Annotated in this window: 23 protein-coding genes; 11 read left to right on the top strand and 12 right to left on the bottom strand. The window is 67.5% G+C overall.

Annotation, left to right across the window (positions count from 1 at the left end):
* Positions 1-141: 141 nt before the first annotated feature.
* Positions 142-1,146: a Bug family tripartite tricarboxylate transporter substrate binding protein gene (locus IAE24_RS15090; RefSeq protein WP_199961039.1), complete on the top strand. Its 1,005-nt coding sequence runs from the start codon at positions 142-144 to the stop codon at positions 1,144-1,146.
* Positions 1,147-1,170: 24 nt separating this feature from the next.
* Here the strand turns inward: IAE24_RS15090 and IAE24_RS15085 are convergent, their stop codons facing one another.
* The gene (locus tag IAE24_RS15085) at positions 1,171-1,812 is read right to left on the bottom strand and encodes a histidine phosphatase family protein (RefSeq protein ID WP_065345339.1); all 642 of its coding nucleotides are present in this window, start codon (positions 1,810-1,812) and stop codon (positions 1,171-1,173) included.
* 203 nt (positions 1,813-2,015) lie between these two features.
* Positions 2,016-2,507 (bottom strand): DUF2501 domain-containing protein, encoded by a 492-nt coding sequence (locus IAE24_RS15080; RefSeq protein WP_199961038.1) that lies wholly within the window; start codon positions 2,505-2,507, stop codon positions 2,016-2,018.
* A 355-nt stretch (positions 2,508-2,862) separates the two neighbouring features.
* Between IAE24_RS15080 and IAE24_RS15075 the strand changes: the two genes are divergently transcribed.
* From IAE24_RS15075 to IAE24_RS15060, 4 genes are read left to right on the top strand one after another with little or no spacing between them, the layout of a single operon-like run.
* On the top strand, positions 2,863-4,455 hold the full coding sequence (locus IAE24_RS15075; RefSeq protein ID WP_012203170.1) for an ABC transporter substrate-binding protein: 1,593 nt from the start codon (positions 2,863-2,865) through the stop codon (positions 4,453-4,455).
* Between the two features lie 6 nt (positions 4,456-4,461).
* Entirely contained in the window at positions 4,462-5,427 is a 966-nt protein-coding gene (locus tag IAE24_RS15070) for an ABC transporter permease (protein ID WP_012203171.1), read from the top strand.
* Positions 5,424-6,362, top strand: coding sequence for an ABC transporter permease (locus tag IAE24_RS15065; protein ID WP_012203172.1), 939 nt, complete (start codon positions 5,424-5,426; stop codon positions 6,360-6,362). Before IAE24_RS15070 ends, IAE24_RS15065 begins: the two co-directional genes overlap by 4 nt.
* Positions 6,359-8,086, top strand: a complete 1,728-nt coding sequence (locus tag IAE24_RS15060) for a dipeptide ABC transporter ATP-binding protein (protein ID WP_199961037.1) — start codon at positions 6,359-6,361, stop codon at positions 8,084-8,086. Before IAE24_RS15065 ends, IAE24_RS15060 begins: the two co-directional genes overlap by 4 nt.
* Before the next feature lie 27 nt (positions 8,087-8,113).
* On the opposite strand, the gene IAE24_RS15055 is transcribed toward IAE24_RS15060, so the two are convergent.
* The 6 genes from IAE24_RS15055 to IAE24_RS15030 all read right to left on the bottom strand — a co-directional run bounded on the left by IAE24_RS15055 (position 8,114) and on the right by IAE24_RS15030 (position 11,898).
* Positions 8,114-8,437: a helix-turn-helix domain-containing transcriptional regulator gene (locus IAE24_RS15055; RefSeq protein WP_012203174.1), complete on the bottom strand. Its 324-nt coding sequence runs from the start codon at positions 8,435-8,437 to the stop codon at positions 8,114-8,116.
* Positions 8,434-8,793 (bottom strand): type II toxin-antitoxin system RelE/ParE family toxin, encoded by a 360-nt coding sequence (locus IAE24_RS15050; protein WP_063327333.1) that lies wholly within the window; start codon positions 8,791-8,793, stop codon positions 8,434-8,436. The genes IAE24_RS15055 and IAE24_RS15050 overlap by 4 nt, the downstream gene beginning before the upstream one ends.
* 146 nt (positions 8,794-8,939) lie before the next feature.
* Positions 8,940-9,635 carry a DUF4136 domain-containing protein gene (locus IAE24_RS15045; RefSeq protein ID WP_063327332.1) on the bottom strand — a complete coding sequence of 232 codons (696 nt, stop codon included), beginning with the start codon at positions 9,633-9,635 and terminating at the stop codon, positions 8,940-8,942.
* Positions 9,636-9,712: 77 nt separating this feature from the next.
* Positions 9,713-10,705: a tRNA 2-thiocytidine(32) synthetase TtcA gene (gene ttcA, locus IAE24_RS15040; protein ID WP_043825704.1), complete on the bottom strand. Its 993-nt coding sequence runs from the start codon at positions 10,703-10,705 to the stop codon at positions 9,713-9,715.
* The gene (locus tag IAE24_RS15035) at positions 10,699-11,070 is read right to left on the bottom strand and encodes a dihydroneopterin aldolase (protein ID WP_013804281.1); all 372 of its coding nucleotides are present in this window, start codon (positions 11,068-11,070) and stop codon (positions 10,699-10,701) included. The genes ttcA and IAE24_RS15035 overlap by 7 nt, the downstream gene beginning before the upstream one ends.
* 42 nt (positions 11,071-11,112) lie before the next feature.
* A complete protein-coding gene (locus tag IAE24_RS15030) occupies positions 11,113-11,898 on the bottom strand; it encodes an SDR family oxidoreductase (protein ID WP_063327331.1) in 786 nt (261 codons plus the stop codon).
* 116 nt (positions 11,899-12,014) lie between these two features.
* On the opposite strand from IAE24_RS15030, the gene IAE24_RS15025 reads away from it, so the two are divergent.
* A complete protein-coding gene (locus tag IAE24_RS15025) occupies positions 12,015-13,028 on the top strand; it encodes a class I SAM-dependent methyltransferase (RefSeq protein ID WP_012203181.1) in 1,014 nt (337 codons plus the stop codon).
* Between the two features lie 26 nt (positions 13,029-13,054).
* Here the strand turns inward: IAE24_RS15025 and IAE24_RS15020 are convergent, their stop codons facing one another.
* Complete coding sequence (locus IAE24_RS15020) at positions 13,055-13,951, bottom strand: hypothetical protein (RefSeq protein WP_063328016.1); 897 nt, start codon at positions 13,949-13,951, stop codon at positions 13,055-13,057.
* Between the two features lie 145 nt (positions 13,952-14,096).
* Here IAE24_RS15020 and IAE24_RS15015 point away from each other — a divergent pair, with 145 nt between their 5' ends.
* The gene (locus tag IAE24_RS15015; protein ID WP_012203183.1) at positions 14,097-14,291 is read left to right on the top strand and encodes a DUF2905 domain-containing protein; all 195 of its coding nucleotides are present in this window, start codon (positions 14,097-14,099) and stop codon (positions 14,289-14,291) included.
* 74 nt (positions 14,292-14,365) lie between these two features.
* Entirely contained in the window at positions 14,366-14,800 is a 435-nt protein-coding gene (trxC, locus tag IAE24_RS15010; RefSeq protein WP_063327330.1) for a thioredoxin TrxC, read from the top strand.
* Positions 14,801-14,843: 43 nt separating this feature from the next.
* Here the strand turns inward: trxC and IAE24_RS15005 are convergent, their stop codons facing one another.
* Positions 14,844-15,527 carry a response regulator transcription factor gene (locus IAE24_RS15005; RefSeq protein ID WP_012203185.1) on the bottom strand — a complete coding sequence of 228 codons (684 nt, stop codon included), beginning with the start codon at positions 15,525-15,527 and terminating at the stop codon, positions 14,844-14,846.
* A gap of 70 nt (positions 15,528-15,597) precedes the next feature.
* On the opposite strand from IAE24_RS15005, the gene IAE24_RS15000 reads away from it, so the two are divergent.
* Entirely contained in the window at positions 15,598-17,550 is a 1,953-nt protein-coding gene (locus IAE24_RS15000) for a sensor histidine kinase (protein ID WP_199961036.1), read from the top strand.
* 25 nt (positions 17,551-17,575) lie between these two features.
* On the opposite strand, the gene IAE24_RS14995 is transcribed toward IAE24_RS15000, so the two are convergent.
* Positions 17,576-18,829: a multifunctional CCA addition/repair protein gene (locus tag IAE24_RS14995; protein ID WP_012203187.1), complete on the bottom strand. Its 1,254-nt coding sequence runs from the start codon at positions 18,827-18,829 to the stop codon at positions 17,576-17,578.
* A gap of 93 nt (positions 18,830-18,922) precedes the next feature.
* Here IAE24_RS14995 and IAE24_RS14990 point away from each other — a divergent pair, with 93 nt between their 5' ends.
* Positions 18,923-20,464 (top strand): M20/M25/M40 family metallo-hydrolase, encoded by a 1,542-nt coding sequence (locus IAE24_RS14990; protein WP_199961035.1) that lies wholly within the window; start codon positions 18,923-18,925, stop codon positions 20,462-20,464.
* 43 nt (positions 20,465-20,507) lie between these two features.
* On the opposite strand, the gene IAE24_RS14985 is transcribed toward IAE24_RS14990, so the two are convergent.
* Positions 20,508-21,197, bottom strand: a complete 690-nt coding sequence (locus IAE24_RS14985) for a glutathione S-transferase family protein (RefSeq protein ID WP_013804272.1) — start codon at positions 21,195-21,197, stop codon at positions 20,508-20,510.
* Between the two features lie 88 nt (positions 21,198-21,285).
* Here IAE24_RS14985 and queC point away from each other — a divergent pair, with 88 nt between their 5' ends.
* Entirely contained in the window at positions 21,286-22,044 is a 759-nt protein-coding gene (queC, locus tag IAE24_RS14980) for a 7-cyano-7-deazaguanine synthase QueC (protein WP_442778744.1), read from the top strand.
* Positions 22,045-22,126 lie beyond the last annotated feature (82 nt).

The following is a 22,126-nucleotide window of genomic DNA, read 5'->3' as shown; positions in this document are numbered from 1 at the left end:
GGCTTCATGGCAAGCGCGTGGCAGGAAAATTGCGCCCTATGGCAGAATCGCCCGCTTTCCACGCGCTGGACGTGCTTGCCCTGCAGGCCATCGCCAGCCCGCACCGCCTTTGCCGGCATGCGCCTTGCATGCCCAAGCCCCATGCCCTTGTCCCGCCGCTCCCTGCTATCGGCTGCCGCCTCACTGGCTGCGGCCCTTGCCGCTGCACCCGCCGCCCATGCCGCGCCGGGCGCGGGCAAGCCCTGGCCGGCAGCCGGGCCCATCACCCTGATCGTGCCCTTTGGCGCGGGCAGCGATGTGGACGCCACGGCGCGGCTGATCGCCGAAAAGCTGGGTGCGCGGCTGCACCAGTCGGTGGTGGTGGACAACGTGCCGGCCTCGGGCGGCGTGCTGGGCGTGAGCAAGGTGGCGCGCTCGCACGCCGATGGCTATACGCTGCTGCTGGGCTTTGACGGGCCGGTGAGCATTGCGCAACTGGTGAACTCCTCCGTGCGCTATGACGCCGAGCGTGATCTGGCGCCCGTGGGTCTGGTCACCGCGGCGCCCATGGTGATCGTGGCCCGCCCTGGCCTGCCGGTGCACAACCTCAACGAGCTGATCAGCATGGCCCGCGCCCGGCCCGGCGCGCTGACCTATGCCACGCCGGGCGCGGGCACGGTGCTGCACCTGGCCATGGAACGGCTGCAGGAGCGCGCCCGCATCCGCCTGGTCCATGTGCCCTATCGCGGCGTGGCCCAGGTGACCAGCGAGGTCATGGGCGGCCAGGTCGATCTGGGCATTCTGATGACCACCGGCGCCACGCCGCTGGTGCAGCAGAAAAAGCTGGAAGGCGTGGGCGTGACCTCGGCACAGCGCATCGACGTGATTCCCGAGGTCATGAGCTTTGCGGAGGCGCCCGATCTCAAGGGCTTCGAGCTGGAAGCCTGGACCGGCCTGTTCGCCCCCGCCCGCACACCCGAACCCGTGGTCAGCCGCCTGGCCGCCGAACTGGCCGAGGTGCTGAAGCTGCCCGAGGTCCGCAAGCGCCTGCAGGACAGTGGCGCCACGCCCGGCTCGGGCACGCCGGCCACGTTCGCCCAATTCCTGAAGAAGGAAAAGGCGAGCTACACGCAGATCGTCAAGTCCGCCAATATCCAGGTGGAATAAGGGACTGCGCTGCAGTGCGGGCGTTCAGCTGAAAACCTCGTCGCGCGCACCGCCTTCCAGGTGCTGCACATCGCCCCAGCCGACCAGGCCCAGGCCCTGGGGCGTCCACAGCAGGCGGTTGATGGCCGCGTTGCCCAGCGCCCAGGTGCGGGGCGCCTGCACTTCCTGGTGCGTGGCCAGGCGGTAGAGCACATCCATCACGCCGCCATGCGCCACGATCACGATCTGCTCGCCGGGATGGCCACTGGCCAGCCGGTTCACCGTGGCCGAGATGCGGTCGCGCAGCATCAGCAGCGACTCGCCGCCGCCTGCGGGCACAAACTCGGGATCGCGCTTGCGCCAGCGCAGCGCATCCTCCGGGTGGGACGCCTCGATATCGTTGAAGGTCTGGCCCTCGAAGCTGCCGAAGCAGCGCTCGCGCAGGCCCTTGTCGGCCGTCAGCGTCGCCCCCGTGCTTGCGGCCACGGCTTCGGCCGTGACATAGGCACGCAGAAGGTCGCTGCTGTAGATGGCGGCTACCGGCTCGCCCGCCAGGGCCTTGCCGGCCTGGGCGGCCTGCCAAAGTCCCATGTCGTTCAGAGGAATGTCCAGATGGCCCTGGATGCGGGCGTCCACATTCCAGGCGGTTTCTCCGTGGCGGATGGCAATGATGCGCGTGGCTTGCATGAGGGGCTGGCGTGGGGTGCTGCAAAAAGAGCAGGCATTGTCCCGCAAGCCAGGCAAGCCTGCATCGCGCGCCACCGTTGAAACTGGCGCGGCCCAACTCAGGGACGCCGAGCAAGAGCCGCCTCGCGGCGGGGGCGCCCAGCCGAAGGCGTCGTCCCCCTCCGCGAAGCGAGAAGGGGGAAGCGGCGCAGCCGCTCAGGGGGTCAGATCAGCGATTTAGCGTTGTTCAGCACGAAGTCGCAGGCCTTTTCCTTGAGGTCGCCCTTGAGCTTGTCGATGCTGAAGCTCTTGCCGTTGGAGCCGGTGACCAGGCCGCCCAGGCCGTTCTGGAATCCCGTGTCCTTGGGCTCTTCCTGCTTTTGCATGCCCAGCTTGCCCAGCAACTGGTCCTTGACCTGGGCCGCCTTGTCGGCATTGAGGTAGTTGTTCTTCATGCAGTAGGAGATGACGCCTGCCGCATTGCCGGCCGTGGCCGAGGGGCTCAGGCCCAGGGCGGACAGCGCACCCGCACCGCCTGCCCCCGCACCCAGCATGCCGCCGAGGCCGGAGCCGGCGCCTTCGCTGCCGGCGGCGGCCTTGTCACCGCCAAGGCCCGAGGCCTGGCGCAGCGAGTCGCCCAGGCCCGACGCCTGGGCAGGCAGGGCGCCCAGGCCCAGCGTGGCGCACAGCAGTGCGCTGGCAATGGATGTCTTCATGGATGCTTCCTTTCCGCGGAAACCCGCAGGCTCGATACAGGGCCTGAAATTAGCACGCCGTGCGGCGCAGACCTGTGCCCGATTGCAAACCTTTGCCAGAGCGGGCCGTGGCGGTCTTTCGCGTTTTCACTAGCTGTCAAAGCCGTTGGCCTGTCCATGATGGCCGCACGCCAATGGCGGGCCGCAGGCGGCGGTCTTGTTATTTGGAAATGGCTTTTAAGTATAAAAATCAATTCAACAAGCTGTAAAAGTTATTTACAGTGGGGCGCACCTATATGGCCCGCTTCTTGCGGCGCCCGGGCTGCTGCGTCGCATGACCGCCGCCCTTCCAATCAATCCACAGGGGAGCAGACAAATGATCATGAAGATTCTGGGCAGTTCTTTGCTGGCCGCAGGCCTGTTGACCTCGGCCGCGCTGGCCCAGGCCGAGACCGTGCGCTGGGCGCGCGGCTCCGATCCGACTTCGCTGGACCCGCATGCCTTCAACGTGGGCACCAATTTCGTGCTGCTGCACCAGATCTACGAAACCCTGGTCATCCGCTCGGCCGACGGCAAGCTGGTGCCCACGCTGGCCACCTCGTGGAAGATGACCTCCGACCCGTCGGTCTGGGAGTTCAAGCTGCGTCCCAACGTCAAGTTCCATGACGGCACGCCGTTCACGGCGCGCGACGTGGTCTTCTCGCTGAACCGCGCCAAGGGCGAGAACGCCCAGGTCAAGTCCCTGCTGTCCTCGATGGAGGAGGCCAAGGCCGTGGACGATCTCACGGTGCAGGTGAAGACCAAGGGCCCGAACCTGATCTTCCCCGACAACCTGACCAACCTCTTCATCATGAGCGAGAAGTGGTCCAAGGCCAACGGCGCCGAGACCACGCAGGACACGGCCAGCAAGACCGAGAACGGCGCCACGCGCGCGGCCAACGGCACGGGCGCCTATGTGCTGGCCAGCCGCGAGGTCGATTCGAAGACGGTGATGAAGCTCAACCCCGACTACTGGGGCAAGGGCCAGTTCCCGCTGCAGGTGACCGAGCTGATCTACCTGCCCATCAAGTCCCCGGCCACGCGCGTGGCGGCCCTGCTGTCGGGCGAGGTGGACTTCGCCCAGGACATTCCCGCGCAGGACGTGGCGCGCCTGAAGCAGGACAAGCGCCTGCGCATCAATGAAGGCCCCGAGAACCGCTCCATCTTCCTGGGCCTGAACGTGGGTGCGGCCGAGCTCAAGAGCAGCAACGTCAAGGGCAAGAATCCGCTGGCCGATCCCAAGGTGCGCCAGGCCATCGAGCTGGCCATCGACCGCGATGCGATCAAGCGCTCGGTGATGCGCGGCCTGTCGATTCCCACGGGCGTGATCGCGCCGTCGTTCGTCAACGGCTACGACAAGGCCTTCGCGGCCTATCCCAAGGCGGATGCCGCCAAGGCCAAGCAGCTGCTGGCCGAGGCGGGCTACCCCAACGGCTTTACCATCACGCTGAACACGCCCAATGACCGCTATGTGAACGACGAGGCCATTGCCACGGCGGTGGCGGGCTTCCTGGGCCGCATCGGCATCAAGACCGAAGTCTCGGCCCGGCCGATCGCCATGCACAGCGTGTCGCTGACCAAGGCGGACAGCGACTTCTACCTGTACGGCTGGGGCGTGCCCACCTATGACTCGGCCTACATCTTCGACTTCCTGGTGCATACGCGCGGCAAGGACAGCCGTGGCGCGCAGAACGCGACGCACTACAGCAATGCCGATGTGGATGCCAAGATCCTGTCCCTGTCCTCGGAGAGCGACAAGGCAAAGCGCGATGCCACCATCAAGAGCATCTGGGAGACGGTGCAAAAGGAGCGCTTCTACATTGCGCTGCATGACCAGGTGATCCACTTCGCGTCCGTGCCCCGGATCAATGTGCCCGTGCACCCGGACAACGCGCTGCACTTCAAGTTCGTCAAGTTCGAGAAGAAGTAAGCGCCGATGCTGGTCCATCTGCTGCGCCGGCTGGGCCAGTCCGCCCTGGTCCTGCTGGCCGTTTCCTTTGTCTCGTTCATGGTGTTCCGCCATATCGGCGATCCCACGATCAGCCTGCTGGGCGAGGACGCGACGGTTGCCGAGCGCGAGGCGCTGACGGAAAGCCTGGGCTTCAACAAGCCCGTGCCCCTGCAGTACCTGGGCTACGTGGGCAAGGTGCTGCAGGGCGACCTGGGCATCTCCTACCGGCTCAAGCGCCCCGTGACCGAGATCATTGCCGAGCGCCTGCCCGCCACGCTGGAGCTGGCGATGACGGCGGCGCTGTTCGCCCTGGTCATCGGCGTGGCGCTGGGCGTGTACACGGCCATACGGCGAGAGGGCTGGCTAAGCCGCTCGATCATGACGGTGTCGCTGGTGGGCGTATCCCTGCCCACCTTCCTGATCGGCATCGCCCTGATCTACCTGTTTGCCGTGGAGCTGCGCTGGCTGCCGTCCTTTGGGCGCGGCGAGACGGTGAAGCTGGGCGGCTGGGAGACCGGGCTGCTGACGGCTTCGGGCTGGTCGGCGCTGATCCTGCCGGCCATCACGCTGGGCTTCTACAACATGACGCTGATCATGCGCCTGGTGCGCGCCGAGATGCTGGAGGTGCTGCGCGCCGACTACATGCGCTTCGGCCGCGCGCGCGGGCTGCGCGAGCGCGACCTGTACTTCGGCCATGCGCTGCGCAACACCCTGATTCCCGTGATCACCATCGCGGGCCTGCAGATCGGCTCGCTGATCGCCTTTGCCATCGTCACCGAGACCGTGTTCCAGTGGCCCGGCGTGGGCCTGCTGTTCATCTCCTCCATCCAGGGCGTGGACGTGCCGCTGATCGCCGCCTACCTGATGTTCATCGCGCTGCTGTACGTGGGCATCAACCTGCTCGTCGATTTCCTGTACGTGATCGTGGACCCCCGCTTGAGAAACCGATGACCGATTCCGCCAAACAAGCAATCCCTCCCACGGGCTGGCGCGCCAGCGACTCGCCGGTCAAGCGCGCCTTTGCACGCTCGCGCCTGGTGCAGGCGGCGGCGCTGGTGCTGGCGCTGATCGTGGCGGCCACGCTGCTGTCGCCCTGGCTGGCCTGGCAGAACCCCTTCGATCCGGCCAATCTGGACCTGATGGATGCCTTCACGCCGCCGGGCCAGGCGGGTACCAGCGGCACGCTGTACGCGCTGGGCTCGGACGACCAGGGCCGCGATGTGTGGAGCGCCATCCTCTACGGGCTGCGCATGTCGGTGCTGGTGGGCGTGTCGGCCGTGGGGCTGTCCCTGCTGATCGGCGTGCCGCTGGGCCTGGTCTGCGGCTATGCGGGCGGCTGGTTCGACACGCTGATGATGCGCATCGCCGATGTGCAGCTGACCTTTCCCGTGATCCTGGTGGCGCTGCTGGTCTTCGGCATCGCACGCGGCCTGCTGCCCGAGGGCTACCGCGACGACATGGCGGTCTTCGTGATCATCGTGGCCATCGGCCTGTCCGACTGGGTGCAGTACGCACGCACCGTGCGCGGCGCGGTGATGGTGGAAAAGCACAAGGACTACGTGCTGGCGGCCCAGCTCATTGGCCGCAGCCGCGTGGCCATCCTGGTGCGCCACATCCTGCCCAACCTGCTGGCGCCCATCCTGGTGATCGCCACCATCAGCTTCGCGCATGCCATCGTGGCCGAGTCCACGCTGTCCTACCTGGGCGTGGGCCTGCCGCCCACCCAGCCTTCGCTGGGCACGCTGATCCGCATCGGCCAGGGCTTCCTGTTCTCGGGCGAGTGGTGGATATTGCTGTTCCCCTCGCTGGTGCTGCTGGCGCTGGCGCTGTCCGTCAACCTCGTCGGCGACTGGCTGCGCGACGCACTGAACCCCAAGCTGCAATGAGCACGACACAAGAATCCGGGCAGCCCCCTGCACAGCCTCCGGTGCTGAGCGTTCGCGGCCTGTCCGTCACCTTCGACACCTACAAGGGCCCCGTGCAGGTGCTGGACGATGTGTCCTTCGACATCGCGCCCGGCGAGATCCTGGGCGTGGTCGGCGAGTCGGGCGCGGGCAAGTCCATGACGGGCGCCGCCGTGATCGGCCTGATCGAGCCGCCGGGCCGCATCTCGGCCGGCACGGTGCAGCTGCGCGGCGAGCGCATCGACACGCTGCGCGGCGAGGACCTGCGGCGCATACGCGGCCGGCGCATAGGCTCCATCTTCCAGGACCCGCTGACCAGCCTGAACCCGGTCTATACCGTGGGCCGGCACCTGGTGGAGACCATCCGCACGCACCTGCCCGTCTCCGAGAAGGAGGCCGAGGCCCGCGCGCTGGCCCTGCTCGAAGAGGTGGAGATCCCGCAGGCGCGCGAGCGCATGGCCCAGTATCCGCACCAGTTCTCGGGCGGCATGCGCCAGCGCGTGGCCATCGCCCTGGCGCTGTGCGCCGAGCCCGAACTCATCATTGCCGACGAGCCCACCACGGCGCTGGACGTATCCGTGCAGGCGCAGATCATTGCCCTGCTGCGCCGTGTGTGCAAGGAGCGCGGCGCGGCCGCCATGCTGATCACCCACGACATGGGCGTCATCGCCGAGACGGCCGACCGCGTCATGGTCATGTACCAGGGCCGCGTGCTGGAAACCGGCCCCGTGCGCCAGGTGCTGGACGCGCCGCAGCAGCCCTACACCCAGGTGCTGATGGGCGCCATTCCCAGCGTGCACCACCGCGTGCAGCGCCTGCCCGTGCCCGAGGTGGGCGGCGGCCCGGCCGCGCCCGCCGTGCCCTGGCAGCCTAGGGCCGGAGCGCAGGAGCACGCGGCAGCCCTGCTGGAGGTCAGGGATCTGTGCAAGGAGTTCGACCTGTCCAGCGGCTGGCTGGCCCGGCTGCTGGCGCGCGAGGACAAAAAGATCCTCAAGGCCGTGGACGGCGTCGGCTTCTCCATCCGCAGGGGCTCCACATTCGGCCTGGTCGGTGAGTCCGGTTCGGGCAAATCCACGGTGGCGCGCATGGTGGCCGGGCTGACGCCCCCGACCAGCGGCACCGTGCTGTTCGACGGCGTGGACAAGTGGAGCCCGGCCGCCCAGACCGTGGCCATGCGCCGGCGCTTCCAGATGATCTTCCAGGACCCGTATGCCAGCCTGAACCCGCGCTGGACCGTGCAGGAACTGATTGCCGAGCCCCTGCAGGTGCTGGCCCTCACGGCCGGCAAGGACGAGACGGCCGAGCGCGTGCAGGAGGCGCTGCGCCGCGTGCGCATGAAGCCCGACGATGCGCGCAAGTACCCGCACCAGTTCTCGGGCGGGCAGCGCCAGCGCATCGCCATCGCGCGCGCCCTGGCCAGCCGGCCCGAGTTCATCATCTGCGATGAACCCACCTCGGCGCTGGACGTCTCGGTCCAGGCCCAGGTGCTCAACCTCATGCGCGACCTGCAGGAGGAGTTCGGCCTGACCTATCTGCTCATCAGCCACAACCTGGCCGTGATCCGCCACATGTGCGACGACATCGGCGTCATGCAGCGCGGCCGCCTGGTCGAGGCCGGCGAGGCCGGCGCCGTGCTCGATGCACCGCAGCATGCGTACACGCGCGCGCTGATGGCTGCCGTGCCGGATATGGAGCATGTGCACTGAGGCAAGTGCACTGCCATGGCCTGGCGTTCAGGTCGCGGCAACGACCCGCACGTCGAACCGGACCTGAAGCCAGTTCTTGATGGCGGCAAAGATCGCGGCAAGATTGTCCATGCTGGGGTTGCCTTTCGGCGAGAGCATGCGGTGCAGGCTCTTGCTCGGCTTGTGCGTGAGGTCGGCCAGCGTCTCGAATCCCACCGTTGCGTTGACGAGATCGCGCAGGACGAGGCGTGCCGTTTCTGGCTCACCACTCAGAAAAAGAGTGGCCGCCTCATCAAGCAGCGCCTGTGCGAAAGCAGGGTCGCGCTCAATGCGCTGAATGACCGTTTGTTTGAAATCGCGGGTGAGCGTCATGCCTTCGTTCCTTTTTTGGCATTGTCCGAGGGGCGTTGCCTCTTGCGAGCCTTGTATTCGCTGTGCAGGGCCACGGCTTCGTCGATGGCCTTCTGCTGGCCCTTTTTCGTGCTGCCCCCGAACAGGATGATCAATCTTTCCCCGTCCTTGGCGAGATAGATGCGGTAGCCCGGGCCCCAGTCGATCTTGTATTCGCCAATACCCCGGAACCATTCGATATTGGAGGTGTTGCCCAACTCCATGCGGGCCATGGCGACGGCCACCCTGGCGGCCGCCTGGCCATCCAGCCCGTTGAACCATGTCTGGTACGCGCTGCTGCCGTCTTCGCGGATGTACTCCTGGAGCTGGATTCGCATGGACTGGATGGTAACTTATGAGTTACCAACTCTGCAAAGCGCTGTCCACATGACCTACAGCGTTCTCATGTTCCCAGGAACGAATGACAGCGATGGACCCAAAAAAGGCCTGCGGATGCAGGCCTTTGCTTCTGAGACACGATGGCTTACCGGGCGGGTGCTGACGTGGCCGGTGCTGCCTGCGCCGCAGGTGCCGCCTGGGCCGGCGGCTGCGCCGGCGCGCCACCCTGCTGCACCGGTCCGATGGTGGTGCGCACCACGCGAGAGCCCTTGGGCGGGTTGGGGAAGCCGGTCAGGGCGGCGTCGAACAGGATGCCGAAGATGGCCGGATCGTCGGTCCACACATCCTGGCGCTGGGCCGAGGTCTCGTAGACGATCTGCTGCGTGGTGGCGTTGCGCATCACGATGCTGACGGCGCGGTAGTACTCCAGCGGCGGGCCGTCGAACATGAAGCTGCCGCCAAAGCCCATGCCCCAGCCGCGCCCGTAGCCCACGCCCCAACCCCAGCGCGGGCCGCCCCAGCGGTCGTAGTAGGGCCAGGCGGCGTAGTCGCGCGCATAGCGTGCGTCGGCACCGATCTGCACGATCAGGCTGGCCCGGGAGTCGTCGCGCTGCAGGCCCACGCGGCCCAGGGCCTGCTGGGCCTGGGACTCGATGGCCGCGAAATGCGTCTGCGCCTCGCGTTGCGATGGCAGCACTTCCAGGCGGTAGGTGGGCGGCGCGGGCAGGGCGCCCAGCGTGGAATAGCTCTGGACGGTGCTCTGGACTTCGCGCACGCTGGCGCAGCCCGTGAGCAAGGCCGTGGCCACGATGGCCAGGACATGGATGCAGCGCAGCTTCATGGTGTACTCCTTGGTCGAAAAAAGGCCCGTTTGCACGGGCCTTGGTTGGAGTGGGGCGATTGTTATAGGTTCAGCCGTCAGGACGACAGTTGTACCACCTGCAGGCCGGGCAGTGATGCGGAGACGGGCATCTCTTCATGGTCGAAGGCCATGTCGCCGTTGGGGTCGGCAATGCCGGTGGCCTTGGCGTTCTTGAAGTCGTGCAGCTCGGGGTCCATCATGTGCGTGGTCACGATGTGGCCCATGGCGCGGAACATGCTTTCCACGCGGCCCGGGAATTTCTTGTCCCACTCGCGCAGCAGCTCGCCCACGGCCACGCGCTGCAGGCCGTCCTGGCTGCCGCAGAGGTTGCAGGGGATGATGGGGAAGTTCTGGTACTGGGCCCAGCGGACGGTGTCCTTCTCGGGCACGTAGCACAGCGGACGGATCACCACATGCTTGCCGTCGTCCGAGACCAGCTTCGGGGGCATGCCCTTCATGCGGCCGCCGTAGAACATGTTGAGCATCAGCGTCTGCACGATGTCGTCGCGGTGATGGCCCAGGGCCACCTTGGTGCAGCCCAGCTCGTCGGCCACCTTGTACAGGATGGCGCGGCGCAGGCGCGAGCACAGGCCGCAGGTGGTCTTGCCCTCGGGCACGACGCGCTTGACCACGCTGTAGGTGTCCTGCGTTTCGATGTGGTAGTCCACGCCGATGCTCTTGAAGTACTCGGGCAGCACATGGTCGGGAAAACCGGGCTGCTTCTGGTCGAGGTTCACAGCCACCAGCTCGAACTTCACGGGCGCGCGCTTTTGCAGCTTGCGCAGCACGTCCAGCATCGTGTAGCTGTCCTTGCCGCCCGACATGCAGACCATGATCTTGTCGCCTTCCTCGATCATGTTGAAGTCGGTGATGGCGCGGCCCACCTCGCGGCACAGGCGCTTTTCCAGCTTGACCTGTTCGCGCTCGATCTTGATGCGGTTGCCGTTCGCGGTATTGGCTTGGGCATCCGCATCGGCGGCGGCGGTTTCGGGGGCGGCTTCTTCGGCCAGCCAGGGGTTGTCGGTCACTGCATTCATGGGGTTCACCATTGTCCGGTTTCTATGCGAATGGCCACTTCGCAGTCTTCAAAGATTTCCAGCTTGGCGATTTTCACGCGCACGCCCAGCACGCCGGGCAGCTGCATCAGGCGCTGGGCCAGCTTGCCGATCAGGCTCTCCAGCAGGTTCACATGCTCGGCCGTGCATTCATCGATGATGATCTGGCGCACCTTGCGGTAGTCCAGCACATGCAGGATGTCGTCGTCGCGCGGCGCCAGCGGTTGGGTGCCCAGGCTCAGCTCGGCATCGACCTGGATGGGCTGGGGCATCTGTTTTTCGTGGGCGAGGATGCCCAGGTTGGCGTCGAAGCGCAAACCCGTGAGCGTCAGGATCTGTTGTCCGGTGGCGGAGTGCATGGGGAAAAGCCGTGGAGTGTTTGGGGTGGCGCGCGCAGGCGCCTACATCATGGAAAAGTCGCGCTCGAAGCGCTGCAGGTGCTGGCCGCCATCGACCAGCAAGGTGGTGCCGGTGATGGACTGGTTGTCCAGCGCAAAGCACACGGTGGCTGCCACGTCGGCCGCGCTGGACGAGCGGCCCAGCGGGCTGAGGCGGTGCAGCGACTCGAAGCGCTCCTGGCTCAGCATGTGGCTGGTCAGCGTCAGGCCCGGGGCCACGCCGACGACGCGCACGCGCGGGGCCAGTGCCAGCGCCAGCATGGTGCCGGCGGCCTCGAGAGCCGCCTTGGACAGCGTGTAGCTGAGGAAATCGGGGTTCTGGTTCCAGAGCTTCTGGTCCAGCATGTTGATCACGGCACCGCTGGCATGCTCCTCGCCGGACGCCACGCGGTCCTCGATATGGGCATGCAGCGCCTGGGCCAGCAGGATGGGCGCGCCGGTGTTGCTGCGCAGGTGGGCTTCCAGGGCCACGTAGCTGAAGCTGCCTGCATCGTCATGCTCGAACAGCGAGGCGTTGTTGACCACGGCATCCAGGTGGCCGAAGTGCGCCACGGCGCGCGGCACCAGGGAGCGCACCGAATCCTCGTTGAAGAAATCGGCATCCAGGGCGGCGCTGTCGCCGGCCAGTTCAGCGCAGGCGGCGGCCGTCTCCAGCGCCTCGTCGTGCGAGTCGCGGTAGTGCACGGCCACTTGCCAGCCGGCGCTGGCAAGCGCGAGCGCGATGTCGCGCCCCAGGCGGCGGGCCGCGCCGGTCACCAAAACGGTGCGTGTTCGGGCAGGTGTGGACATTCGAGGACAATGTACGGATCGTGACGACAGAACCCTCAATTTTAACGGCCGCCCTGCAATCCCGTGTTGCGCAAGAGATTGCGTCCTCTGGAGGCTGGCTGGCTTTCGACCGTTTCATGGCCCTGGCACTGTACGAGCCGGGCCTGGGCTACTACGCCAATGACACCGCCAAGTTCGGGCTGATGCCATCGTCGGGCAGCGATTTCGTGACCGCGCCCGAGATGTCTCCGGTCTTCGGCCAGTTGCTGGCCGCCCAGGTGGCCGAGGCGCTGCAGCGCACGCACACCCGCGAAGTCTGGGAATTTGGTGCCGGCACGGGCGCGCTCGCACTGCAGGTGCTGGACGAGCTGGCCGCCCTGGGCGTGCGGCCGGACCGCTACACCATCGTCGATCTGTCGGGTACGCTGCGTGCGCGCCAGCAGCTCAGGCTGGTGAAGTACGAAGGACTGGTGCACTGGGCCGATGCCCTGCCCGAGCGGCTCGAAGGCGTGGTCATCGGCAACGAGGTGCTGGATGCCATGCCCGTGCAGTTGCTGGTGCGCAAGGCAGGTGTCTGGCACGAGCGCGGGGTGGTGCTGCAGCCGGACGGCAGCCTGGGCTGGGAAGACCGGCCCACGCAGCTGCGCCCGCCCATGGAGATCGAGGGCGAGCACGACTACCTGACCGAGATCCATCTGCAGGGAGAGGCCTTCATCCGCACGCTGGGCGAGCGCATGGCGCGGGGCGCTGCCTTCTTCATCGACTACGGCTTCGGCGAGTCCGAGTACTTCCATCCGCAGCGCCACATGGGCACCCTGGTGTGCCACCGCCTGCACAAGGTGGACGACGACCCGCTGGCCGAGGTCGGCCTCAAGGACATCACGGCCCACGTGAACTTCACGGGCACGGCCGTGGCCGCGCAGGAGGCGGGCTTCGAGGTGCTGGGCTATACCTCGCAGGCCCACTTCCTCATCAACTGCGGCCTGGGACCCAAGCTCGACGCCCTGGCCCAGGGCCCGCGCGCCATGGCCACCAAGCTGATGATGGAGCACGAGATGGGCGAGCTGTTCAAGGTCATCGGCCTGGCCAAGGGCGTGGAGCCCTGGGACGCCATGGGCTTTGTGCGCGGCGACCGCACGCACCGCCTGTAGCCGCCGGCCAGAGCTCCGCCCCGGTCTCAGCGCTGGACGCTGCGGCCGTTGCTCACCTCGTAGGCCGTCTGGTCCTTGAGGTTGATGCGGTAGATCTCGCGCGTGACGTTGCCCGAGAAACCCAGCTCCACGATGGACAGGTTCTCGAACGTGGTCGTGAAGCCGCCGGGCAGGATGCGGTTCAGGCGCGCGGCGGTCTCGCCCATGGCGCGCTCGATCTCGGGCGTGAAGGTGGCTTCGCTGTAGACCAGGGTGTTGTGCGGGTTGTGGCTGCGCACCTCCTTGCCGGCCTGCACCTGGTTGATGCCGCTGACGCCCACGCTTTGCACCATGGTCTTGGCCGAATCGTTCATGCGGGCATAGACGGGCCCCGTCACGCGCGGCAGCGGGCCGTCGCGCAGCGGTGCCATGGCGGTGGTGGCGCGGGTGTTGAAGTCCATCATGGCCTCGTAGGCCGGGCCGGACTTGACGATGCCCAGGTCCAGCCACCACGGCTTGCCGGCGCCCTTGGCGGCCTCGGTGGTGTAGAAATTCTTCAGGTGCACGTCCTGCAGCACGGGCGGCAATGCCGGCAGGGCGGCCAGCATCTTGCGCGGCGTGGACGGGTCGGCGCTGTGGATATGCACCACGGTGACATGGGGCAGGTTGAAGGTGTTGGCCTCGGCCACCAGCTTCAGGCGCAGCAACTGCTCGTGCACCACGGGCGTGACCTGGCTGTCCATGATGGCCGTGGCATCGGCCGGCAGGCGATATACCAGGCCATAGGTGGCCTGATGGGTGCGGAAATCGCTGCGCTGCAGGGCGCTGTTGTCGATGGCGCCCGACGCTGCGGCTGCCGTGGTGGGGGCCGGAGCGCTGGCGCAGGCCGCCAGCAGAGCGGCAGGCAGGATGGCGAGAAGAAGGCGCCTGGATGTGTGTTGCATGGTGGGGTTGTCTTGTTGCGGCATGGAGCCATGGAAGAAGGGGGCGTGTCGCGAATGGTCCCGAAGCCTCCCGCCACGGGACTTTCCCAATGTAGGACGCCCATGTGTCCCGCCCATGACGCGCCGCCGCCGTACACTCGGCGCCATGATCCGCTGGCTCCTCGTCATCTTCCTGGCCCTGCTGCTGTTCAATGGCCTGCACGCCTGGCTGGAGCGCATAGGCCTGGGCCGCCTGCCGGGCGACTTCCGCTTTCGCCTGTTCGGCCGCGTGATTTTTCTGCCCATTGCCAGCACCGTGTTGCTCAGCGTGATTGCCGCCCTGATCGCCAAGCTGGTCTGAGCATGGCTTGAAGCACGGGCGCGCCGCCCGTATATGCAGGCATTGCCCCATGACTTCCGAACAAGAGGCCGCCCATGTCCGACAAGCTGCATTTCGTCTGCCCCCATTGCCACACCACCAACCGCATTGCGGCCGACCAGCTCGGCAGCGCGCCTGACTGCGGCAGCTGCCACCAGCCGCTGGTCACCGGCCAGCCCGTGGCGCTGGATGCGCAGAGCTTTGCCAAGCATGTGGGGCGCAGCCAGGCGCCGGTGGTGGTGGACTTCTGGGCGCCCTGGTGCGGCCCCTGCCGCATGATGGCGCCGGCCTTCGAGCAGGCGGCGCAGGCGCTGGCGCCCGGCGTGCAGCTGGCCAAGCTCGATACCGAAGCCCATCCCCAGGCCGCTGCGCCCTACAACATCCGCAGCATCCCGACCATGGTGGTGTTCAAGGAAGGGCGCGAGATCGCCCGTGTCTCCGGCGCTTTGCCGGCCGGCGAGATCGTGCGCTGGGTGCGTTCGGTCGTCTGATTTCTCTGCGGGTCCCCAAGGCCGGGCGCCTTCAGGCCCGTCCTCAGGCCTGCACTTCGCCCGGCTGGTAGAAGCAATAGCCGCTGTTGCGCAGCGTCTTGACGGGTAGTTGCTGGCCGCTGGCCTCCTCCACCTTGCGGCGCAGCCGGCGCATCTGGGTGTCCAGGCGGCGCTGGTCGTAGACCAGGTAGTCGCCGCCCAGGGCCTGCACGATCTTTCGGCGGCTTACCTCGGTGCCTGCCTGGCCCATGAGGCACTGCAGCACCAGCAGGTCCTGCTGGGAGAGCGCGACCGGCGGGGCCGATGGGGGCAGCAGGCGGCTCGGACCCAGCTGCAACAGCCAGCGCGCCTGGCGCTGCTGCAGGCCCAGGCGGCGCACCAGCGCGGCCAGCGTGGCCTCCAGCTCGTCCAGATCACAGCCTTTGCCCAGGTAATGGTCGGCTCCGTTTTCCAGGCCGTCGATGCGGTTGGCGCTGGTGTTGTGCGCGCTGAACACGATGATGCCCAGTTGCTGGCCCTGCTGGCGCAGGCGCTGGATCAGGGCCAGGCCGCTGCCATCGGGCAGGCCGATGTCGATGATGGCCAGGCGGTGGCGCCGGGCGTCGAAGTGGCGGTCGAACTCCTGCAGGCTGGCAACGCATTGCGGCGCGTAGCCCAGGCCCTCCAGGAATTCACCCAGTTCATGGCGCAGCACGGGCTCGTCTTCGAGCAGGATCACATCAAGCATGGGGAGGAAGGGGGCGGAGCGGCGAGGCCGGGAGGCTGGTGTACGCTGGCGGCCCTGTGGTGGACCTCCGATGCGATATTACCGTGCAACCCTCCTGCTGCTGGCCTGGCTGCTGTGTCCGCTGCTGACCCAGGCCCAGGCGCTCCTGCTGAACCCCGATGTGCCCATGCTGGAGACCGCCGGTCAGTGGCAGCGGCTCGATGACGCCGCTGGCCTGCTCGACGCCGGGCAGGCCGACGCGGCCCCTGGATGGCAGCCGCTGCCCGGTCACCTGAACGCCAGCTTCACGCAGGCAGCGGTCTGGCTGCGCATGCCGCTGCAGGTGGAGCAGCCCGGCAGCTGGATGCTGCTGCTGGGCAATGCCCTGCTGGACGAGGTGGAGGTCCACGTGCGCAGATCCGGTGGCCCCTGGCAGCTGCTGGGGCGCAGCGGCGAAGAAGTGCCGCGCCACGCCTGGCCGGTGGACTACCGCAGTCCGGCATTCCAGTTCGAGCCCCCTGCTGCCGGGTCTTACGAGTTGCTGGTGCGCCTGCGCGCGCGCAACGCGCTCGTCACCCGCATCGATCTGTGGCAGCGACTGGCGTTCGACAACCACACGCGGCGCGAGGCCCTGTCGTTCGGCCTGTATTTCGGGCTGTACCTGCTGTTGATCGGCGTGCAGCTGGTGTTCTGGCTGGGCACGCGGGCCCCCTTGAGCGGCCTGTTCCTGGCTTATCTCAGCGTCTGCGTGCTCAATGAGGTGGTATCGCTGGGGCTGGTGCAGCAGCTGACGGGCCTGCCCGGGTTCTGGAGCGACCGCCTGCTGGGATGCGGCATTGCCGCCGCCCTGGCGATCTCCATACAACTGGCCTGCAGGCAGCTGGACCTGGCGTCGCTGTATCCGCGGCTGGTGCGCCAGATCGTGCCGCTGCTTTGGCTGTTCAGCCTGTGCTGCATGCTGCTGGTGGTGTCGGGGCACTACTCGGCGGGCATGGTCCCGGTGCAGGCCATGACCCTGCCGCTGACCCTGGGCTTTCTCGCGTTCGCCCTTTGGCTGTGGCGGCGCGGCCATGCCCCGGCACGGTTCTTCATGCTGGCGTTCGGCATCTTCTATGCCGGCGTGCTGATCTCTTTTTTGCGCAACCTGGGCTGGCTGCCCATGAATGCGCTGACCGCGCTGGTGTCCACGCATGCGTCCGCGCTGGGCACCATGGCGCACATGCTGCTGCTCAGCGGCTGGATCATCGGCGGATACGAGCACCGGCGCCGCGTTCGAGAGCGGGAGCAGGTGCTGCTGGAGGCCGAGCTTGTGCAGCGCCAGTTGCGCGAGAGTGAACTCAGCGAGGCGCTGGTGCTGGAGCGCAGGGTCCACCAGGAGCAGCGCGACTTTGTCGCTATGGTCTCGCACGAACTGCGCACACCGCTGGCCATCATCCTGACCAGTGCGCAGCAACTGGCGCGCAATCTGGCGGCACCGCCCGACAAGACGCTGGCACGCAGCCGCAACATCCGCGAAGCCGCACAGCGCCTGCTGGCCCTGGTGGACGACTGCCTGGCCGATGACCGCATGGCCGACCCCCAGCCCCATGCCGAGCCACGCCTGCAGCCCTGCGACCTGCATGCGCTGGTGGATGGGTTGTGCCTGGACTTTGCGCCCGGCCGCATCGTCTGCCACCTGGGCGGGGGCACGCAGCAATTGATCACTGACGCCGGCCTGCTGCGCATCGCGCTGCGCAATCTGCTGGCCAATGCAGACCGCCACACGCCCGAAGGCGAATCGGTCCGCCTGGACGTGACCAGGCAGGGTGAGGGTCTGGAGATCCAGGTCTCGAACCCGGCAGAGCCCATTGCCCAGGCGGACCAGGACCAGTTGTTCGAAAGGTATTACCGTGGCCGCAACGCCCAGCACCGGCCCGGCGCCGGGCTGGGGTTGTACCTGGTGCGGCGCATCGCCGAGCGGCTGGGCGGCAGCGTGGCCTTGTTGACAGCAGGAGGCGAGCAGCCCGTGTGCCTGCGACTGGTCCTGCCCGTGGCGCGAGCCTGATTCCCGTGTGTGGCGGCCTTTGCGCTCAGGCCGCCTGCGCCAGCCAATCGGCCACGGCCTGCGCGCGGGCTGCCTGCACGGCCTCGCCTATGGCCTTGCCCTGTTTGCCGCGCGCGGCGGCCTGGGCCGCGATGTCCGAGGTGGAGATGGACAGCGCGGCAGCCAGCGCATCGCGCAGGCGGGCGCGCTGGGGGTAGGGCCGGTCCTCGAAACCCAGGCGCCCCCGCGCATCGCATTCACAGGCCGCAAGGGCCTGCTCGAAGCGCGCGGGCTTGCGGATGGCGTCGCAGCGCTCCAGCAGGCGCACGATGGCGGCGCCGTTGAGCTCGCCGCTGCGGTGGATGTTGCCGTGCTCGCGCGCCACCACGTCGCCCAGTTCGCGGCAGTCGGTGGGTACGCGCAGCCGCTCGCCCACCTTTTCGGCCAGGCGGGCGCTGCGGTGCTCGTGTCCTATGTGGCGCGGCAGCACATCGGCCGGTGTCGTGCCCTTGCCCAGGTCGTGCACCAGGCAGGCATAGCGCACGGGCAGCGGGGTGTCCAGCTGCGCGGCCATGTCCAGCACCATCATGGCGTGCACGCCGGTATCGACCTCGGGGTGGTACTCGGCGCGCTGGGGCACGCCCCACAGTCGCTCCAGCTCGGGCAGCAGCACGGCCAGCGCACCACATTCGCGCAGCAGCTCGAACATGCGCGAGGGCTGGCGCTCCATCAGGCCCCGGCTGATCTCCTGCCAGACGCGTTCGGGCACCAGGGCATCCACCTCGCCGGCGGCCACCATCTCTTGCATCAGGGCCATGGTTTCCGGTGCCACCGTGAATTCGTGGAACCGTGCCGCAAAGCGCGCCACGCGCAGGATGCGCACGGGGTCTTCGCGAAAGGCATCGGTCACATGGCGCAGCACCCGGGCCTGCAGGTCGGCCTGGCCGCCGTAGGGATCGTCGATGGCGCCTTTGCCATCCCAGTCCGGCGGGGCGGCCATGGCGTTGATGGTCAGGTCGCGCCGGGCCAGGTCCTGCTCCAGCGTGACGTCGGGCGCCGCCTGGACGACGAAGCCGCGGTAGCCCGGCCCGCTCTTGCGCTCGGTGCGCGCCAGGGCGTATTCCTCGTGGGTTTCGGGATGCAGGAAGACGGGGAAGTCCCGTCCCACGGGCATGAAGCCGCGCTCGGCCATCTGCTCGGGCGTGGCGCCGACCACGACCCAGTCGCGGTCATGCACGGCCCGCCCCAGAAGGCGGTCGCGCACCGCGCCGCCCACCATGTACACCTGAAATTCGCTCATCCCGCAATGGTACGGCCTGGGCGGTGACATGATGGCGGGCTGCACCGGGCGCCGAGGGGCGCCGCATGCCCATTTTCCATTTGGAGACAAACCATGGCTTGGTCCTTTCGACCGCGTTTTCCCGCCCTGATCCTGGGCCTGGCGGCTGCCGGCCTGCTGTCCGCAGCCAGCGCCGCACCGCTGGCCGACACCACCCGGCAGGCGGCCCGTGCCAGCCTGCATGAATGGGTCGAGGTGCTGGCCCTGCCCAACGACGCCAATGTGCCGGCCGACATCCAGAAGAACGTGGCCTGGTTTGCCAAGGCCTTCGAGCGGCGGGGCTTCGAGGTGCGGCAACTGGTCAATGGCGACAAGCCCATGCTCATGGCCACGCTGCCGTCGGCTGGGCCCGGGCGCAAGACCGTGCTGTTCTACGCCCACCTTGACGGCCAGGCCGTCAAGCCCGAGGAGTGGCAGCAGGCCAGCCCCTGGCAGGCCACGCTCAAGCAGCGCCAGCCGGACGGCCGCTGGGCCGCGCTGCCGCTGGAGCAGCTGTACGGCGAGCAGCCCGATCCGCAGTGGCGCGTGTTTGCGCGCTCGTCCTCGGACGACAAGGCGCCCATCGTCATGCTGCTGGCGGCGCTGGATGCGCTCAAGGCCCAGGGCAAGCAGCCGGGCGTGGACATCAAGGTGCTGCTGGATTCCGAAGAGGAAAAGGGCTCTCCCACGCTGGGCCGCGTGATCGGCGAGAACCTGGGCGCGCTGAAGTCAGACGCCATGGTGGTGCTCGACGGCCCCATGCACGCCAGCAACCGGCCCACCCTGGTGTTCGGCAACCGGGGCATTGCCCAGGCCACGCTCACTGTCTATGGCGCCAGCCAGGAGCTGCACAGCGGCCACTACGGCAACTACGCGGCCAATCCGGCCCAGACCCTGGCGCGCCTGCTGGCCAGCATGAAGGGCGATGACGGCAAGGTGCTGATCCAGGGCTACTACGACGGCATCGAGTTCGATGCGCAGGCACGCGAGGTGATGCAGGCCGTGCCCGACGACGAGGCCGCCCTGCGCAAGCGCCTGGGCATTGCGAAGGCCGAGACCGTGGGACGCAACTACCAGGAGTCCATGCAATATCCCTCGCTGAACGTGCGCGGCCTGCAAAGCGCCGAGGTGGGCAGCAAGGCGCGTACCGTCGTGCCCTCCGTGGCCGTGGCCGAGATCGACATGCGCACCGTGCCCGAAACGCCTCCCGAGCGGCTGGAGAAGCTGTTGCGCACCCATATCGAGGCCCAGGGCTTCCATCTGGTCGATGGCCCGCCCACGGCCGAGCAGCGTGCCAGCCACCCCAAGCTGGCCACCCTCAAGCTGGGCGGTGTATCAGCCTCCGGCTCTGCCGTTCGCACACCGCTGGATGCCCCTGTCGGCCAGTGGCTGCGCAAGGGAATGAACAAGGCCTGGGACAGCGACCCGGTGCAGATCCGCATGATGGGCGGCACCGTGCCCACGGGCGCGGCCGTGCAGGCGCTGAATATTCCCTTCGTCATCGTGCCCCTGGTCAATGCCGACAACAACCAGCACAGCTTTGACGAGAACATGCGCCTGGGCAACTACTTCGATGGCGTGCACAGCCTGGTGCATCTGCTGGCCGAGCCGTTCTGACAGGCGGCAGACAGGCGGCAGACTGGCAGCAGACAGGAGGCACTCAGCCCGCTGCAGCCGTGCGGTACGGCTCCTCGAAGGGCCGGAAATCATGCTCGGCCAGTGCGCCCTGCACCCAGTCCTGCACGCCCGGCAGGGCGCGCACGCGGCGCACATAGGCGTCGATGGCCGGTGCCACGGGCAGCTCATAGGTCGCCAGGCGCATGCACACGGGGGCGAAGAAGGCATCGACGATGCTGAACTGGTCGTACAGCATGGGGCCGCTGGCCGTGGACAGCAGCGGTTGCCACAGCTCGGACAGGTGCTGCACATCGTCGCGCAGTGCGACGTTCTCTGCCCATAGCCGCGCGCCGACCTCGGGCAGCTGGGCCTCGATGTTCATCGGGCACAGCGAGCGCAGGGCGCCGAAGCCGCTGTGCATCTCGGCGCAGAGGCTGCGCGCGCGGGCGCGGTTCAGCGCCAGCGTGGGCCACAGGTGCTTTTCGGGGAATTTCTCGGCCAGGTACTCGCAGATGGCCAGGCTGTCCCAGATGGCCATGCCTTCATCCATGAGCACAGGCACGCGGCCCGAGGGCGAGAGCGCGCGGGCGCGCTGCTTGAAGGCGGACTGCTCGTCGAAGCTGTCAAAGCGCAGCATGACCTCTTCGAAAGCAATGCCGGCCTGGCGCATCAGCACCCAGGGGCGCATGGACCAGGACGAATAATTCTTGTTGCCGATATAGAGCGTGAGCATGGCCGCAACCTCCGCGATAGGCCCTACAGCTTAGCAAGCATGGCAGGAAAACCCATGTAGGAGCCGGGCGCTGCCTGGGCGCGCTCTAATGCGTGCCATGCAAAACGATAGATCTTCTCCCCAGGCGCCAGCGGCGCGCCACACGGCTGCGCTGGTCCTGTTTTCCGGCGGCCAGGATTCGACCACCTGCCTGGCGCAGGCGCTGTCGCTGTACGAGCGCGTCGAGACCCTCGGTTTTGACTACGGCCAGCGCCACAGCGTGGAAATGCAGGTGCGCCAGCAGGTGCGCGAGCGGCTGTCCAGGGACTTTCCCCAATGGGCTCCGCGCCTGGGCGATGACCATGTCCTCTCGCTGGACGTGCTGCAACAGATCGGCGGCTCCTCCCTGACCGAGGACGTGGCCTTCGCCATGCAGGCCGACGGCCTGCCCAACACCTTCGTGCCCGGCCGCAACCTGCTGTTCCTGACCCTGGCTGGCGCGCTGGCCTACCGGCGCGGTCTGTCGGTGATCGTCACCGGCGTCTGCGAGACCGACTACTCCGGCTACCCCGACTGCCGAGACGACACCATGAAGGCCATGCAGCTCGCCCTGAACCTGGGCCTGGAGCGGCGCCTGCGCATCGAAACGCCCCTGATGTGGATAGACAAGGCCCAAACCTGGCAAATGGCCCACGACCTGGGTGGCGACACCCTGGTGGACCTCATCCAGCGCGACACCCACACCTGCTACCAGGGCACGCGCGAGACGCTGCACGACTGGGGCTACGGCTGCGGAACCTGCCCCGCCTGCGACCTGCGCGCCCGCGGCTGGCATCAATGGCAGGCGCAGCGCGAGACAGCAAACTAAAGAAGCACAGCGCTAAAAACCGGCGCGGCCAAAAGCGAGGGACACCGAGCAAGGGCCGCCCCGCAGTGATGGTGTCGTCCCC

Source organism: Delftia sp. S65, assembly GCF_016516495.1.
In the GTDB taxonomy this organism is placed as follows: domain Bacteria; phylum Pseudomonadota; class Gammaproteobacteria; order Burkholderiales; family Burkholderiaceae_C; genus Comamonas; species Comamonas acidovorans.
Note: the sequence above shows the minus strand (reverse complement) of the source record. Positions and strands in the feature narration are given on the sequence as shown.

Bases quoted from the DNA above. Each gene is read 5' to 3' on its own strand.
- IAE24_RS15080 (WP_199961038.1), bottom strand. From the start codon at position 2,507: ATGAAGACATCCATTGCCAGCGCACTGCTGTGCGCCACGCTGGGCCTG.
- queC (WP_442778744.1), top strand. From the start codon at position 21,286: ATGCGTGCCATGCAAAACGATAGATCTTCTCCCCAGGCGCCAGCGGCG.
- IAE24_RS15065 (WP_012203172.1), top strand. From the start codon at position 5,424: ATGACCGATTCCGCCAAACAAGCAATCCCTCCCACGGGCTGGCGCGCC.
- IAE24_RS15000 (WP_199961036.1), top strand. From the start codon at position 15,598: ATGCGATATTACCGTGCAACCCTCCTGCTGCTGGCCTGGCTGCTGTGT.
- IAE24_RS15075 (WP_012203170.1), top strand. From the start codon at position 2,863: ATGATCATGAAGATTCTGGGCAGTTCTTTGCTGGCCGCAGGCCTGTTG.
- IAE24_RS15045 (WP_063327332.1), bottom strand. From the start codon at position 9,635: ATGAAGCTGCGCTGCATCCATGTCCTGGCCATCGTGGCCACGGCCTTG.
- IAE24_RS14990 (WP_199961035.1), top strand. From the start codon at position 18,923: ATGGCTTGGTCCTTTCGACCGCGTTTTCCCGCCCTGATCCTGGGCCTG.
- IAE24_RS15005 (WP_012203185.1), bottom strand. From the start codon at position 15,527: ATGCTTGATGTGATCCTGCTCGAAGACGAGCCCGTGCTGCGCCATGAA.
- IAE24_RS15055 (WP_012203174.1), bottom strand. From the start codon at position 8,437: ATGACGCTCACCCGCGATTTCAAACAAACGGTCATTCAGCGCATTGAG.
- IAE24_RS15070 (WP_012203171.1), top strand. From the start codon at position 4,462: ATGCTGGTCCATCTGCTGCGCCGGCTGGGCCAGTCCGCCCTGGTCCTG.
- IAE24_RS15030 (WP_063327331.1), bottom strand. From the start codon at position 11,898: ATGTCCACACCTGCCCGAACACGCACCGTTTTGGTGACCGGCGCGGCC.
- ttcA (WP_043825704.1), bottom strand. From the start codon at position 10,705: ATGGTGAACCCCATGAATGCAGTGACCGACAACCCCTGGCTGGCCGAA.
- IAE24_RS15015 (WP_012203183.1), top strand. From the start codon at position 14,097: ATGATCCGCTGGCTCCTCGTCATCTTCCTGGCCCTGCTGCTGTTCAAT.
- IAE24_RS15035 (WP_013804281.1), bottom strand. From the start codon at position 11,070: ATGCACTCCGCCACCGGACAACAGATCCTGACGCTCACGGGTTTGCGC.
- IAE24_RS15090 (WP_199961039.1), top strand. From the start codon at position 142: ATGCCCTTGTCCCGCCGCTCCCTGCTATCGGCTGCCGCCTCACTGGCT.
- IAE24_RS15020 (WP_063328016.1), bottom strand. From the start codon at position 13,951: ATGCAACACACATCCAGGCGCCTTCTTCTCGCCATCCTGCCTGCCGCT.
- IAE24_RS15085 (WP_065345339.1), bottom strand. From the start codon at position 1,812: ATGCAAGCCACGCGCATCATTGCCATCCGCCACGGAGAAACCGCCTGG.
- IAE24_RS14985 (WP_013804272.1), bottom strand. From the start codon at position 21,197: ATGCTCACGCTCTATATCGGCAACAAGAATTATTCGTCCTGGTCCATG.
- IAE24_RS14995 (WP_012203187.1), bottom strand. From the start codon at position 18,829: ATGAGCGAATTTCAGGTGTACATGGTGGGCGGCGCGGTGCGCGACCGC.
- IAE24_RS15050 (WP_063327333.1), bottom strand. From the start codon at position 8,793: ATGCGAATCCAGCTCCAGGAGTACATCCGCGAAGACGGCAGCAGCGCG.
- IAE24_RS15025 (WP_012203181.1), top strand. From the start codon at position 12,015: ATGGCCCTGGCACTGTACGAGCCGGGCCTGGGCTACTACGCCAATGAC.
- trxC (WP_063327330.1), top strand. From the start codon at position 14,366: ATGTCCGACAAGCTGCATTTCGTCTGCCCCCATTGCCACACCACCAAC.
- IAE24_RS15060 (WP_199961037.1), top strand. From the start codon at position 6,359: ATGAGCACGACACAAGAATCCGGGCAGCCCCCTGCACAGCCTCCGGTG.